Raw genomic sequence first — 13,783 nt, 5'->3', positions numbered from 1 at the left:
CCCTGGCCTCCGTCCGGTCACCGTGGAGACCGGCGTCCGTACACTTGCAGGGTGAAAGCGTGGCTCGTCTACACCCTGGCTCGGCTCGGCATCTTCGTCGTGGCACTCGTCGTGCTGCTGGTGATCGGGCTGCCCTGGTACTGGGCGGCGATCGGTGGCGCGTTGATCGGGCTGCTCGTGTCGTACATCGCGCTGCCGGGTCTCCGCAGTGCCGTGACCACCAGCATCGCCGAGCGCCGTGCCCGACCGGAGCGCGATGCGGACAGCGACTTCGAGGACGACTTCGTCGACACCGCCGACGAGCACACCGCCTCCGACGCGGGTGCCCCCGCCGACACCGACGTCACGCTCCGGAAGCGCCCCGACGAGAGCTGACGTCGACGACGAGGCCTGACGTCGCGGACGAGGCCTGACCGCTACGGCTGGACGGCGAGCGTGATGCCGAGCACCACGCCGTACGCCAACGCCGAGAACGACGACAGCTGCAGCGCCGTGATGAGTTCGCGCGGCTTCCGTGAGGTCACGCCGATCAGCAGCGCCGGCAGCGCGAGCAGCAGCGAGAAGTACGTGAACCCGGACCGGAAGTACAGCAGCACGAACCAGATCAGCACGACGTAGGGCAGCAGCAGGAAGAGCGCGAACAGCACCCGTGCCACCGTGTCGCCGACCACGACGGCGAGCGTGCGCTTGCCGGCGGCGGTGTCCTCGCCGATGTCGCGGATGTTGTTCACCATGAGCACCGCACAGGCGAACAGGCCCGCGGCGACGGCGGCGGCCCACCCGCTGAGGGTCGCCTGGCCGATGAGCACGTACTGGGTACCGAGCACCGCGACCAGGCCGAAGAACACGAAGACGAAGACCTCGCCCAGGGCGTTGTACCCGTAAGGCTTCTTGCCGCCGGTGTAGAACCAGGCGGCGACGATCGCCGCGGCACCGACGAGCAGCAGCCACCACAGCTGGGTGAGCACCACGATGACGACGCCGGCGACCGCGGCGAGGCCGAAGAACGTCAGCGCGACGGTGAGCACCGTGCGGGGCTTCGCCAGGCCGGCCCCGGTCAGGCGGGCCGGGCCGACGCGGAACTCGTCCGTGCCGCGGACCCCGTCGGAGTAGTCGTTGCTGTAGTTCACACCGATCTGCAGGAACAGCGCGACGGCCAGGGCGAGCAGGGCGATCGCCAGGTGCGCGTCGGCGCCCAGGAACGCCCCGAAGTCACCGGTCGCCTTGCTGTCGACGTAGGCCACGGCGGTGCCGAGCACGACGGGCACGACGCCGAGGGTCAGGGTGCGCAGACGCGCCCCGCCGATCCAGTCGCGTGCGGTCGCCCGCCGGGCGGTGCGCTGCGGGGCAGCGGCCTTCGCCGGGTTGCCGGACCGGCCCTTCGGACGTGTCGTGTTCTTCGCTCGTGCCACGACCGCCAAGCGTACCGGCGCGGCCGGGAGGCTGGGCTCACCCCTCGCGATCGGCCAGCGCCCGCACCGCACGCCGGTCGGGTTTGCCGGTCGCCAGCATCGGCATCCGGTCCACGACGAGCACCTCGGCCGGACGGGCGGCACGTCCGAGGGCGTCCCCGACCCGGGCACGGACGACCTGGAGGTCGACGGGCTGCTCGGTGACGACGACCGGTACCTCGCCCCACTCCCCCGACGCCCGGCGGGTGACGACGGCGCCGTCCTGTCCGGGCAGTTCGCGGACGATGCGTTCGACCGCGCCGAGCGGGACCTTCTCACCGCCGGAGATGACGACGTCGTCGAGCCGTCCGGTCACCCGGATCCGGCCGTCCACGATCGTCGCGGCGTCCCCGGTCCGGTACCAGCGGTGCCCGTCCCGCTCCGTGAAGGCCGACGCCGTCCGGGCCGGGTCGTCGAGGTAGCCCTCGGCGAGCATCGGCCCGGCCAGCTGCAGTTCGCCGTCGACGAGTTCGGCGCGGACGGTGCCGAGCGGCTCGCCGTCGTACACGCAGCCGCCGCTCGTCTCGCTGGCGCCGTAGGTGGTCACGATGCGGACGCCCGCCGCTCGGGCTCGCTCACGGAGGGCCACCGGGGTCGCCTGACCGCCCACCAGGACGGCGTCGAACCGACCGAGGGCCGCGGTCGCACGCGGGTCGTCGAGGACGCGGGCGAGCTGCACCGGCACGAGCGACGTGTAGCGGCGGGGGGCGGCGGGTCCGACGACGAGCCGGTCGGCGGCGTCCGCGAACGCCGCCGCGTCGAAGTGTCCGGTCGGCAGCACGACGGGTGTCGTCCCCGCCGTGATCGACCGCGTCAGGACGTTGAGCCCGGCGATGTAGTGCGTCGGCAGGGCGAGGACCCAGCCGCCCGGTCCGCCGAGCGCCGCGTCCGCGGCGGCCGCCCCTGCGAGCAGCGCCTCCGAGGACAGTGCCACCCGCTTGCCGGTGCCGGTGGAGCCGCTCGTCTCGACGACCAGCGCGACCCGCCGCGGGACGTCGGCCGGAGGCGGTGTCGGCAGCGCCGGAGCCCCTGTCGCGACGGGGAGCAGCGCGGGGCCGCCGGCGAGTGCCGCCTCCAGTCCGCGCAGCACGGCGGACGGGTCGGCGGCGCTCACCGCGACGAGCGGACGGGTCATCAGTAGTGCCAGGGGAACGCGGTCCAGTCGGGCGAGCGCTTCTCGAGGAACGAGTCGCGACCCTCGACGGCCTCGTCCGTGCCGTAGGCGAGGCGCGTGGCCTCACCCGCGAAGACCTGCTGGCCGACCATGCCGTCGTCGACTGCGTTGAAGGCGTACTTCAGCATCCGGATCGCCGTCGGCGACTTGCCGAGGATCGTCTCGCCCCAGCGGATCGCCTCGCGTTCCAGGTCCTCGTGCGGCACGACCCTGTTGACGGCGCCCATCTCGTACGCGCGCTGCGCGGAGTACTCCTCGGCCAGGAAGAAGACCTCGCGCGCGAGCTTCTGGCCGATCTGCTTGGCGTAGTAGGCGCTGCCGTAGCCGCCGTCGAACGACCCGACGTCGGCGTCGGTCTGCTTGAACTTGCCGTGCTCGGCGCTGGCGATCGTGAGGTCGCAGATCGCGTGCAGCGAGTGCCCACCACCGGCGGCCCACCCCGGCACGACCGCGATGACGACCTTCGGCATCATCCGGATGAGTCGCTGGACCTCGAGGATGTGCAGCCGGCCCATCGAGGCCTGCGCGGCGGCGGGGTCGACACCCTCGGGCGGCGCGCCCTCGTCGCCGACGTACTGGTAGCCGCTCCGGCCCCGGATCCGCTGGTCGCCGCCGGAGCAGAACGCCCAGCCGCCGTCCTTCGGGCTCGGGCCGTTGCCGGTCAGCAGCACTACCCCGACGCGCGGGTCCTGGCGGGCGTCGTCGAGCGCGCGGTACAGCTCGTCGACGGTCCGCGGGCGGAAGGCGTTGCGGACCTCCGGGCGGTCGAAGGCGACGCGCACCATGCCGCCGGAGACGTGCTTGTGGTACGTGATGTCGGTGAACCGCTCGGCGATCGGGGCGGTGGTCCAGACGTCGGGGTCGAACAGGTCGGAGACGGCAGAGGGCATGCTCCGAACCTACCGCCGGGCTAGCTGGCGCCCATGCCGGAGAGCATCTCCGGAGCGACGATGACGAGCAGGACGATGAGGATCACCGGGTTGGCGAAGAACGCCACGACCACGCCGACGACCCCGTACCAGCGGCCGAACGAACCGACCGCGGCGATGAAGCCCAGGACCGCGGCGACCAGGGTCAGGAACACCACGACGAAGCAGATGCCGAACGCGAAGGTCGTGTCGCCGCCCACGAACACCGCGAACGCGCTGGCGTCCACCGCGGCGGCGACCACCGCGAGGCCGAGGGCGATCTTGCCGGTGATCGGGTTCTTCCGACGCCGAGCTGCGGGCTGCCGGGTGACGTCGACGGTGCCCTGACGCATCAGCCGCGCGAAGTCGTCCGTCGCCACCGAGCCTCCTCGTCCGTCCCCGACCGGCTGCCCTGATCGGCACCGGCACGGCCGACCGGTGGTCGACCGCAGCGATGCTAGTGCGCTGCCCTGGCGGTCCCCTCGGAGAGTCCGGGAGGCCGGCTGGGCGCTCCTGCGAAGATGACGGGGTGCCCGCCGTGAACCCGACCGCTCCCGCCGTCGTCCCCGATCTGCCTGACCTGCTCGCGACCGCCCGGGTCGTCGCCCTGCCGATGCGGGTCCGGTTCCGCGGCATCACCGTGCGCGAGGCGCTCGTGCTCCGCGGACCCGAGGGGTGGACCGAGTTCTCCCCCTTCGTGGAGTACGACGACGGCGAGGCCACCGCGTGGCTCCGTGCCGCGATCGACTTCGGCTGGACCCGACACGAGCCCGGCGCGGACAGCGTTCCCGTCAACGCCACGGTCCCCGCGATCGCCGCCGAGGACGTCGCCGACCTGCTCCGCCGCTACCCCGGCTGCACCACCGCGAAGGTGAAGGTCGCCGAACCCGGCACGGGCATCGAGGACGACGTCGCCCGGGTCGCCGCGGTCCGTCGCGCGATGGGTGACGACGCCGAGGTCCGCGTCGACGCGAACGGGCTGTGGGACCTCGAGCAGGCCACCGCCGCCCTGGAACGCCTGGCGCCCTTCCGGCTGCAGTACGCCGAGCAGCCGGTCGCAACGGTGGCGGACCTCGCCGCACTCCGCACCCGGGTGGCCGGACTGGGCGTCCGGATCGCCGCCGACGAGAGCGTCCGGAAGGCCTCCGACCCGCTCGCCGTCGCCCGCGCAGGAGCCGCGGACGTGCTCGTCGTCAAGGCACAGCCCCTCGGCGGGGTCACCGCCGCGCAGGCCGTCATCGCCGAGGCCGGGCTGCCCTGCGTGGTCTCCAGCGCGATCGACACCTCGATCGGGCTCGGCATGGGGGCGTTCCTGGCCTCGCGTGCGATGGCTGCCGGGTACGCGGCGGGCCTCGGCACCGCGGCCATGTTCACCGGCGACGTCACCGCCGACCCGCTCCTGCCCGTCGGCGGCCGGATCGCGGTGCGGCGGGTCGAACCGGACCCGGACCTCCTCGACCGGTGGGCGGCCTCCCCCGAGCGCACCGCGTGGTGGCTGGCGCGGCTCGGTCGGGTGCACGCGCTGCTCGCAGCGCGGCCATAGGGCCGCACCACACGACGGACGGGAGGCCCGACACCAGCTGGTGTCGGGCCTCCCGTCCGTCCCGTGGTCGCGTCCGGGGGGTCACAGACCCTGATCGATCACAGACCGGAGTAGCTGTGCAGCCCCTTGAAGAAGACGTTGACGACCGAGAAGTTGAACATCACGGCCGCGAAGCCGATGAGGGCCAGCCACGAGGACCGCGCGCCACGCCACCCGCGGGTCGCCCGCGCGTGGATGTAGCCGGCGTAGAGGGTCCAGATGATGAACGTCCAGACCTCCTTCGTGTCCCAGCCCCAGTAGCGACCCCAGGCCCGCTCGGCCCAGATCGCACCGGCGATGAGCGTGAAGGTCCAGAGGACGAAGCCGACCAGGATCACCCGGTAGCTGAGCACCTCGAGCCGGTCGGCGTCGGGCAGCGTCTCCATGAAGCGCAGTCGGCGCGAGACCGGACGGCCCTGGCGGTAGGTCTGGACCAGCTGCGAGACCGCGAGCCCGGCGCCGAGGGCGAAGAACCCGGTGCCCGCGATCGCGACGAAGACGTGGATGACGAGCCAGTAGGACTCGAGCGCGGGCACCAGCGGGCGCACCGGCACGTAGTAGTTCACCGTGGCGATCCCGAGCAGGATGATCACCAGGCCGGTGATGAACACCCCGAGGAACTTGAGGTCCTGCCAGAACTGCACGAGCAGGAAGACCGCGATGATCAGGCCGGTGCCGGTCAGCGAGAACTCGAACATGTTGCCCCACGGCACACGGTCGGCCGCGATGCCGCGGAGCACGATCGCACCGATGTGGACGACGAGGGCCAGGATCGTCATGGCCATGCCGACGCGCTCGAACTTCGAGCCGCGCTGGCCGCGGCCGCCGCTGACGTCGTCGCCCGCGCGCTTCTGCTGCACGCGCTCGAGGACGACGGTGCCGCCCTGGACGGTCGCGACCGTGGCGACGCTGGCGTCGTCACGGTCCGAGGCCGAACCGCCGCGGGTGGTCTCGAGCCCGACGTCGCCGGCTCGCTTCGCCATGTCGAGCGCGAAGGAGATGAACGCGATGACGTAGACCGCCATCGCGGAGTACGTCAGCACGACCGAGTAGGTCGCAAGGGTCGTCGTGTTCACTTGCTGATCCTAACTCCGAGGTCCGACATGTGCTTCTGGGCGATGTCCGCCACCGCGCGTTCGAGGTTGGGGTCCTCACCGCGCGCGAGCCCGGCGTACTCGAGGTCGAACTCGCCGTCCTCGGCACCGGGCTTCCGTACCGCCTTCACCCACACGCGTCGGCGCGGGACGAAGAGCGAGGTGAGCAGGCCCAGGACCGACAGGATCGCGAAGAAGGCGACCCAGAGCTGCGACGGGTCGTGGTGCACGTCGAGGGACACGTACCGCTTGACCCCGTCGAACGTGATCGAGCCGGCGCCGTCCGGCAGCTGCTTCGTCTGACCGGGCTTCATCGCGATGCTCGGGGTGTCCGACTGCCGGCCCGCGATCTGCTGCAGGCCCTTCGTCGAGAGCTGGTAGACGCTCTGCGGCACGCCGTCGTCGAGGCCGAGGTTGCCCGTGTACACCTGCAGCGACAGCATCGGGTTCTTGGTGTCCGGGTAGTTCGAGGTGAACGCACCGGCGTTCGTGCCGCTCGTCTGCTGCACCGCGGTCGGGTAGAAGAACCCGATCAGGCCGAGCTGGTCGGGTGACGCGTCGGGCACCTTGATGACGCCGGTGGAGGTGTAGTTCGCGTCGTCCGGCAGGAACGGCACGACGTCCTGGAACGCCACGTTGCCCTTGCCGTCGCGGACGGTGACCTGCATCGCGTAGCCGTTGCCGAGCAGGTAGACGTTCGTCCCCCCGATCGACAGCGGCTCGTTGACGCCGAGACGACTGGTCTTCGCGGTGCCGTCCTTCAGGCGCGCGGAGACGGTGGCCGAGTAGTCGGTCGCCTGCCCCAACGCGTCGAGGTTGCGCTCCTCGTACTTCGTCGTGAACTTGTCGAGCGTCAGGTTGTAGGGCGTGAGGTCCTTCGGCGAGAACCAGCGTCCGGGGTTGAACGAGTCGTACGCGCCGATGACGTTGGTGAACGACTGCCCCTCGACCAGCAGCCGCTGTCCGGTGTAGCTGAACCCACCGCCCAGACCGACCGCGAGCAGCACGCCGACGAGCGCGGAGTGGAAGACCAGGTTGCCGGTCTCCCGCAGGTAGCCGCGTTCGGCGCTGACGGAGTCGCCGAACCGCTCGACGCGGTAGCCCGACTTCTTCAGCTGGGTCATGGCCGTCGTCACCGCGTGGTCGACGGACGGGAGGCCCGTGGCCGCGCCCGCCGCGCTGCCGACCGTCTGGCCGCCCACGGTCGCGCCGCCCATCGTTGCCGCGCTGATCGTCACCGACCGGAAGCCGGCCAGGCGGCCGAGCCGCGCCGGGGTCTTCGGCGGCCGGGTGCGGAGTGCCTGCCAGTGGTGCCGAGTACGCGGCACGATGCAGCCGATGAGCGAGATGAAGAGGAGCAGGTAGATCGCCGAGAACCACACCGAGGTGTAGGTGTCGAACACCTGCAGCTTCTCGAGCACCGGGGTCAGCTGCGGGTGGCTGTTCTTGTACTGCGTGACGCCGTTCGGGTCCGCCTGCGTCTGCGGGACGAGCGAACCCGGGATCGCCGCGAGGGCGAGGAGCAGCAGCAGGAAGAGCGCCGTGCGCATGCTCGTCAGCTGCCGCCAGGCGAACCGGAGGTAGCCGACCAGCCCGAGCTTCGGCTGCGCGATGCCGTCGGCGGTGGTCGAGACGACGGGCGTGCCGTCGACGTGGTCGGACGGGCGCTGCGGGTCGGACGCGCTGTCGGTGCCGGTGGTGCCGGCGTCCGTCACGTCGTCCTGGTCGGTGTCAGACCGCGGGGACATAGCTCTGGATCACCGCCCCGACGCTCGACATGACGGCCGACCAGATGCCGGTGACCATGAGCAGACCGATGACGATCAGGATCGCTCCTCCGATGATGTTGACGGTGCGCATGTGCCGCTTGACGACACCGATCGCGCCCGAGGCCCAGCCGGCGCCGAGGGCGACGAGCAGGAACGGCACGCCGAGCCCGATGCAGTACGCGATGCCGAGCACGACGCCCTGCCAGGCGCTGCCGGACTGGAAGCTGATGAGGTTGATGGCCGCCAGGGTCGGGCCGATGCAGGGGGTCCACCCGAGAGCGAACACGATGCCGAGCAGCGGGGCGCCGAGCAGGCCGGTGCGCGGGGTGAAGTTCGTCTTGACGGTCCGCTGCAGGAACGTGAACCGCCCGATGAACACCAGGCCCATCGCGATCACCACGATGCCCATGAGCTGGACGATGAGGTCACGCCAGCGCACCAGCCAGAAGCCCACGGCGCCGGCGGCCGCGGACCCGAGGACGAAGACGACCGTGAAGCCGAGCACGAACAACAGCACGCCGAGCAGCACCCGGCCGCGGGAGTGCCGGCTGCCGTCCGCGATGCCGCTGACGTAGCCGAGGTAGCCCGGCACGAGCGGCAGGACGCACGGCGACAGGAAGGACACCAGTCCGGCGAGCGCCGCCACCGGCAGGCCGATGAGGAGCTGCCCGCTGAAGATCGCGTCGGCGAAGGGGTTCCCGCTGGACACGGGTCAGGACGCCTTGCCGGTGAGCTCGTCGTCCACCAGGGTCTTCAGGATGCTCGGACCGTCGACGGCGCCGAGCACGCGGGCGGCGACCCGGCCCTTCTTGTCGAGGACGATCGTGGTCGGCACGGCGTTCGGGGCGATGTCGCCGGAGAGCGCGAGCTGCATGGTGCCGCTGCGGGCGTCGAGCACGGTCGGGTAGTCGACGCCGAACTTCCGTTCGAACGCCTTCGCGGTGCCGGCTTCGTCGCGGACGTTGACGCCGATGAAGTGCACGTCGTCGTCGGCGAACTCGTCCTGCACCGTGTTGAGGTACCCGGCTTCGGCGCGGCAGGGCGGGCAGCCGGCGTACCAGAAGTTGATGACCACGACGTCGCCACGCATGGCCTTCGCGGACAGCTCGTCGCCGTCCATGGACTTCGCGGTGAAGTCGATCGGGTCGGTCCGCTTGTCGACCGCGACCTCGGTCACCGCGCCGGTGCCGGAGATGTAGTTCTGGGTGTTGCCCTTGCCGTACTGCGCGGCGAGGCCGTCGTTGGCGGAGCTGCACCCCACCAGCGCGATCGCGGCGGCGAGGGCGATCGCGGCGGCCCCGGCGGTCCGGAGGCGCGTGGCGCGAGTGCGGTTCGTTCGGGTCGTGCTGGTCACACTGCTCCTTCGTCGACGGCTGACCCGCGGAGGTCGGCCGCCGGGTCCGCGTACCCGACCTCGGTGAAACGACCGGCGGCGGTGTCGGGTACCCGCTGGAGGCTCGTGATGCTGGACAGGTCGCACCGGCGCTTGCGCGGGTCGTGCCAGAGCGGCTCCCCCGCCAGGCGACGGTGCACCATCCAGATCGGGAGTTGGTGACTGACGAGGACGACGTCCCCGCCGTCGACGCTCTCCCAGGCGGTGGTGACCGCGGCGAGCATGCGGTTCGCGATCGACTCGTACGCCTCGCCCCAGCTCGGTCGCCAGGGGTTCGCGATCCACGGCCATTCGGTCGGGCGTCGGACGGAGCGCTTGGTGAACCCGGGAGGCTGTCCCTCGTACCGGTTCGTCGGCTCGATGAGGCGTTCGTCGAGCCGGACGTCGAGACCGTAGGCGGCCGACCAGGGAGCAGCGGACTCCTGCGTGCGCTGGAGCGGCGAGGCAACGATCGCGCGGACGTCGACCCCGGCGTCCTTCCAGGCGGCGGCGGAGGTGGCGGCCATCCGGGTGCCGAGCTCGCTCAGACCGAAGCCCGGGAGCCGCCCGTAGAGGACACGGTCGGGGTTGTGGACCTCGCCGTGCCGCACGAGGTGGATCGTGTTCGCGGGCATGGGTTCCAGTGTAGGTCGGTCCTGCTCGCCCACCCGCCGCTCAGCAGATCCACGGCTGCACACCTGTTCAGTGCGCCGTCAGCCGAGGTGGCCGGAGAGCCGTCCGTGCAGGGCGGTCGACCCGGTGTTCAGGTTGACGACCTCGACGGTCGACCCGTGCTGGGCGAACCGCTGCTCGATCCCGTCGAGGGCGGCCACGGTGCTGGCGTCGAAGACGTGCGCGTCGGTCATGTCGATGACCACGTGCTCCGGGTCCGCGGCGTAGGAGAACCGGGTGACCAGGTCGTTCGACGACGCGAAGAACAGCGCGCCGCGGACCCGGTAGCGGACCGTGTGCTCGTCGACGGGTTCGCGGACGACCTCCACGACGTGGGCGACCCGGCGGGCGAAGACGAGCGCGGCGACCACGACACCGGCCAGGACACCGGTCGCCAGGTTGTTGGTGGCCAGGACCACGAGCACGGTGATGACCATCACGGCGGTCTCCCCCAGCGGCATCCGGCGGAGGGTGCGCGGTCGGACGCTGTGCCAGTCGAATGTCGCGACGCAGACCATGAGCATGACAGCGGTCAGCGCGGCCATCGGGATCTCGGCGACCACGTCGTGCAGCACGATCGTGAGCACGAGGATCGCGGCCCCGGCGGTGAAGGTCGACACGCGTGTCCGGGCGCCGGCGGTCTTCACGTTGACGACGGTCTGGCCGATCATCGCGCACCCGCCGGTGCCGCCGAAGAAGGCGGCGGCGATGTTCGCGATGCCCTGTCCCCAGGACTCGCGCCAGGCGCTGGACCGGGACTCGGTGACGGCGTCGACGAGCTGTGCGGTGAGCAGGGTCTCGATGAGCCCGACGATCGCGACTCCGAACGCGTACGGCGCGATGAGCCGCAGGGTGTCGAGCGTGAACGGCACGGTCACGCCGTTGAACCCGGGCAGTGCGGTCGGCAGCGCGCCCTCGTCGCCGACGGTCGGGACGGCGACCCCGAACAGGACGGTGATGCCGGTGATCACGACCACGGCGATGAGCGGCGCCGGGACCGCCTTGGTGAGGTACGGGACGCCGATGATCAGCCCGATGCCGAGCGCGGTCAGGGGCCAGACGACGAACGGGACGTCGTGGCCGAACAGGTTGGGCAACTGCGCGGTGAAGATGAGGATCGCGAGCGCGTTCACGAAGGCGACGTTGACGCTCCGCGGGATGAAGCGCATCAGCCGGGCGACCCCGAGGAACCCGAGCACGAGCTGGAACAGGCCGCCGAGCACGATCGTCGGCACCAGGTAGGCGACGCCGTGGTCGCGGACCAGCGGGGCGATGACGAGCGCGACGGACCCGGCGGCTGCGGAGATCATCGCCGGACGGCCACCCACGATCGAGATGACGATCGCGAAGACCACGCTGGAGAAGAGCCCGACGGCCGGGTCGACGCCCGCCACGACCGAGAACGAGATCGCCTCGGGGATCAGGGCGAGCGCGGTGACCACGCCGGCCAGGACCTCCCGGGTCAGCAGGCGCGGCGAACGCAGGGCGGACAGGACGCTCGGCGCGCCGGGGACGGTGCTGGTGATCGACATCGGGAGCGACCCTACCGCCGCGTGAGGGTTGCCGCGACCGGAGCCTGCTCACGACCGCTTCTGCCACGATGGCGGACATGACCGCCCCGGACGCCCCCACCACCATGCACATCGGCGAACTCGCCGAACGCACCGGGATGTCGCTGCGGTCGATCCGGCACTACGACGAAGTCGGGCTGCTGGTGCCGAGCGGTCGGACGTCCGGCGGATTCCGGGTCTACACGGCCGGGGACCTCGAGCGCCTGCTCGTCATCCGCCGCATGAAGCCCCTCGGGTTCACGCTCGAGGAGATGGCCGGACTGCTGCGGGTCGTCGACGGGCTGGCGACGGCGGACCCCACCGAGGCCGCGGCGCTGGCTGCCCGACTCGACGAGTTCCTCGACGACGCCCGGGCCCGGCACGCCAAGCTGCTGGAACGTGCCGCGATGGCGGAGGAGTTCATCGGGACCCTGGGGCGGCTGCGCGCGTCGGTCTGATCCCGTCGATCCGCGATCAGCGGTGGGTGGGTGGGTGGGTGGGTGGGTGGCCAGGCCGCAGCACCGGGACCCTCCGTCATGAGTCCCGCCCCGTGTCCTCCCACGACCTGGCCACGACGACGACGGTAGGGACCTGGCGGAGCCGGGGCGGGCCTCCCGGTCGTCCCTGTGGACGAACGCTCCGAGCGGTGCCGCTGTGCAGGGAGAGGCGCAGCCCGACCGAGTTCGCCACCGGCACGCCACGGGCGCGCCCGGCCGGTAGACTCGACGACCGTGATCGAACGCACCCGCATCGCCGACCTCGCAAGCCTCCCCGACGGCCCCGTCTCCGTGGCCGGATGGGTCGAGACCGTCCGCGATCAGAAGAAGGTGCAGTTCGTCGTCCTCCGCGACGAGAGCGGCGCCGTCCAGCTGGTCAACCCCGCCACCCGTGAAGCAGTCGAGGGGGACGACGCCTCCGCCGCGGCCCTCGCCACCACCGAGACGATCTCGGGCCTGGCGCACGGCTCCTTCATCCACGTCACCGGCACCCTGAAGGCCGACGAGCGCGTCAAGCTCGGCGGGCTCGAGGTCAAGGTCGGCACCCTGACCGTCGTCAGCGCCGCCATCCCCGAGACCCCGATCGCCGACGACTCGTCGCTCGACAAGCGTCTCGACTGGCGCTTCCTCGACCTGCGCAACCGCAAGCAGAACCTGATCTTCCGCATCCAGACGACGATGGAACACGCGTTCCGCACCTATTGGGTCGAGCGCGACTACATCGAGATCCACACCCCGAAGCTGATGGCGTCCGCGTCGGAGTCCCGCGCCGAGCTGTTCCAGCTCGAGTACTTCGAGACCACCGCGTACCTGTCGCAGTCGCCGCAGAACTTCAAGCAGATGGCGCAGCCGGCCGGCTTCGGTGCCGTGTTCGAGATCGCCGACGCCTTCCGCGCCGACCCCTCGTTCACCTCGCGCCACGCGACCGAGTTCACCAGCGTCGACGCCGAGTTCTCGTGGATCGAGTCCCACGAGGACGTCATGGCGATGCACGAAGAGGTCCTGGTCGCCGGCATCACCGCCGTCAAGGAGAAGTACGGCAGGGACATCGAAGAGGTGTTCGGCTTCGAGCTGCAGGTCCCGTCCACGCCGTTCCCGCGCGTGACCCTGGCCGAGGCCCGGACGATCGTCGCCGAGAGCGGCCACGACGTCGTCCGCGCCGACGGCGACCTGGACCCCGAGGGCGAGCGCCGCGTGTCCGCCTGGGCCAAGGAGCACCACGGGTCGGAGTTCGTCTTCGTCACCGACTACGACGCCTCGATCCGGCCGTACTACCACATGCGTCACGCCGACGACCCGACGCTCACGAACAGCTACGACCTGCTGTTCAACGGCGCCGAGATCTCCACGGGCGCCCAGCGTGAGCACCGTGTCGACGTCCTCACGGCGCAGGCGGAGGAGAAGGGCCTCGACCCGGCCGAGCTCGGCTGGTACCTCGACTTCTTCCGCTACGGCGTGCCGCCGCACGGCGGGTTCGGCATGGGTCTGGCCCGCGTGCTGATGCTCATGCTCGGCGAGCCGTCGATCCGCGAGGTCACGTACCTCTTCCGTGGCCCGACGCGCCTGACCCCGTAGGCAGCGCCGCGGCACCTCGCGGCACCTCGCGGCGCAGCTCGCGGCGCGGACTGTCGTCGCACAACAGGAACCGGCTCGAACCACGGACGTCCGTGGTTCTGTCTCTTATACACAACAGACGCAGCCGACCAACAGTAAG

Annotated in this window: 14 protein-coding genes; 4 read left to right on the top strand and 10 right to left on the bottom strand. The window is 71.1% G+C overall.

All coding sequences use genetic code 11. The features are described 5' to 3' along the window. Window positions 1-51: 51 nt before the first annotated feature. Window positions 52-375, top strand: a complete 324-nt coding sequence (locus QCD68_RS11180) for a DUF4229 domain-containing protein (protein WP_301223060.1) — start codon at window positions 52-54, stop codon at window positions 373-375. 41 nt (window positions 376-416) lie between these two features. On the opposite strand, the gene QCD68_RS11175 is transcribed toward QCD68_RS11180, so the two are convergent. Genes QCD68_RS11175 through QCD68_RS11160 form a run of 4 tightly spaced genes read right to left on the bottom strand, consistent with a single transcriptional unit; the run spans window position 417 to window position 3,913 of the window. Beyond that, window positions 417-1,421 (bottom strand): 1,4-dihydroxy-2-naphthoate polyprenyltransferase, encoded by a 1,005-nt coding sequence (locus QCD68_RS11175; RefSeq protein ID WP_301223059.1) that lies wholly within the window; start codon window positions 1,419-1,421, stop codon window positions 417-419. Window positions 1,422-1,449: 28 nt separating this feature from the next. Next, window positions 1,450-2,586, bottom strand: a complete 1,137-nt coding sequence (locus QCD68_RS11170) for an AMP-binding protein (RefSeq protein WP_301223058.1) — start codon at window positions 2,584-2,586, stop codon at window positions 1,450-1,452. Then, window positions 2,586-3,515: a 1,4-dihydroxy-2-naphthoyl-CoA synthase gene (locus tag QCD68_RS11165; RefSeq protein ID WP_290157898.1), complete on the bottom strand. Its 930-nt coding sequence runs from the start codon at window positions 3,513-3,515 to the stop codon at window positions 2,586-2,588. The genes QCD68_RS11170 and QCD68_RS11165 overlap by 1 nt, the downstream gene beginning before the upstream one ends. A 20-nt stretch (window positions 3,516-3,535) precedes the next feature. Further along, the gene (locus QCD68_RS11160; protein WP_221850188.1) at window positions 3,536-3,913 is read right to left on the bottom strand and encodes a hypothetical protein; all 378 of its coding nucleotides are present in this window, start codon (window positions 3,911-3,913) and stop codon (window positions 3,536-3,538) included. A gap of 149 nt (window positions 3,914-4,062) precedes the next feature. On the opposite strand from QCD68_RS11160, the gene QCD68_RS11155 reads away from it, so the two are divergent. Continuing rightward, window positions 4,063-5,076 carry an o-succinylbenzoate synthase gene (locus tag QCD68_RS11155; protein WP_301223057.1) on the top strand — a complete coding sequence of 338 codons (1,014 nt, stop codon included), beginning with the start codon at window positions 4,063-4,065 and terminating at the stop codon, window positions 5,074-5,076. Window positions 5,077-5,174: 98 nt separating this feature from the next. Here the strand turns inward: QCD68_RS11155 and ccsB are convergent, their stop codons facing one another. The 6 genes from ccsB to QCD68_RS11125 form a co-directional block, all read right to left on the bottom strand. Then, window positions 5,175-6,191, bottom strand: a complete 1,017-nt coding sequence (gene ccsB, locus QCD68_RS11150; RefSeq protein WP_441005183.1) for a c-type cytochrome biogenesis protein CcsB — start codon at window positions 6,189-6,191, stop codon at window positions 5,175-5,177. Then, entirely contained in the window at window positions 6,188-7,957 is a 1,770-nt protein-coding gene (gene resB, locus QCD68_RS11145) for a cytochrome c biogenesis protein ResB (protein ID WP_301223056.1), read from the bottom strand. Before resB ends, ccsB begins: the two co-directional genes overlap by 4 nt. Beyond that, entirely contained in the window at window positions 7,941-8,687 is a 747-nt protein-coding gene (locus tag QCD68_RS11140) for a cytochrome c biogenesis CcdA family protein (protein ID WP_111074371.1), read from the bottom strand. Before QCD68_RS11140 ends, resB begins: the two co-directional genes overlap by 17 nt. A gap of 3 nt (window positions 8,688-8,690) precedes the next feature. Next, a complete protein-coding gene (locus tag QCD68_RS11135) occupies window positions 8,691-9,332 on the bottom strand; it encodes a TlpA family protein disulfide reductase (protein ID WP_301223055.1) in 642 nt (213 codons plus the stop codon). Further along, window positions 9,329-9,985 carry a histidine phosphatase family protein gene (locus QCD68_RS11130; RefSeq protein WP_290157902.1) on the bottom strand — a complete coding sequence of 219 codons (657 nt, stop codon included), beginning with the start codon at window positions 9,983-9,985 and terminating at the stop codon, window positions 9,329-9,331. Before QCD68_RS11130 ends, QCD68_RS11135 begins: the two co-directional genes overlap by 4 nt. Before the next feature lie 78 nt (window positions 9,986-10,063). Continuing rightward, window positions 10,064-11,554 carry a SulP family inorganic anion transporter gene (locus QCD68_RS11125; RefSeq protein WP_301223054.1) on the bottom strand — a complete coding sequence of 497 codons (1,491 nt, stop codon included), beginning with the start codon at window positions 11,552-11,554 and terminating at the stop codon, window positions 10,064-10,066. 77 nt (window positions 11,555-11,631) lie between these two features. On the opposite strand from QCD68_RS11125, the gene QCD68_RS11120 reads away from it, so the two are divergent. Further along, on the top strand, window positions 11,632-12,030 hold the full coding sequence (locus QCD68_RS11120) for a MerR family transcriptional regulator (RefSeq protein ID WP_301223053.1): 399 nt from the start codon (window positions 11,632-11,634) through the stop codon (window positions 12,028-12,030). A gap of 273 nt (window positions 12,031-12,303) precedes the next feature. Next, complete coding sequence (gene aspS / locus QCD68_RS11115) at window positions 12,304-13,644, top strand: aspartate--tRNA(Asn) ligase (protein WP_301223052.1); 1,341 nt, start codon at window positions 12,304-12,306, stop codon at window positions 13,642-13,644. Window positions 13,645-13,783 lie beyond the last annotated feature (139 nt).

The sequence above is a fragment of the Curtobacterium sp. PsM8 genome, assembly GCF_030433875.1.
Classification (GTDB): Bacteria; Actinomycetota; Actinomycetes; order Actinomycetales; family Microbacteriaceae; genus Curtobacterium.
Note: the sequence above shows the minus strand (reverse complement) of the source record. Positions and strands in the feature narration are given on the sequence as shown.

Excerpts from the sequence above, each read along its gene's own strand:
- QCD68_RS11170 (WP_301223058.1), bottom strand. The coding sequence starts at position 2,586 with ATGACCCGTCCGCTCGTCGCGGTGAGCGCCGCCGACCCGTCCGCCGTG.
- QCD68_RS11165 (WP_290157898.1), bottom strand. The coding sequence starts at position 3,515 with ATGCCCTCTGCCGTCTCCGACCTGTTCGACCCCGACGTCTGGACCACC.
- resB (WP_301223056.1), bottom strand. The coding sequence starts at position 7,957 with ATGTCCCCGCGGTCTGACACCGACCAGGACGACGTGACGGACGCCGGC.
- QCD68_RS11130 (WP_290157902.1), bottom strand. The coding sequence starts at position 9,985 with ATGCCCGCGAACACGATCCACCTCGTGCGGCACGGCGAGGTCCACAAC.
- QCD68_RS11125 (WP_301223054.1), bottom strand. The coding sequence starts at position 11,554 with ATGTCGATCACCAGCACCGTCCCCGGCGCGCCGAGCGTCCTGTCCGCC.
- QCD68_RS11120 (WP_301223053.1), top strand. The coding sequence starts at position 11,632 with ATGACCGCCCCGGACGCCCCCACCACCATGCACATCGGCGAACTCGCC.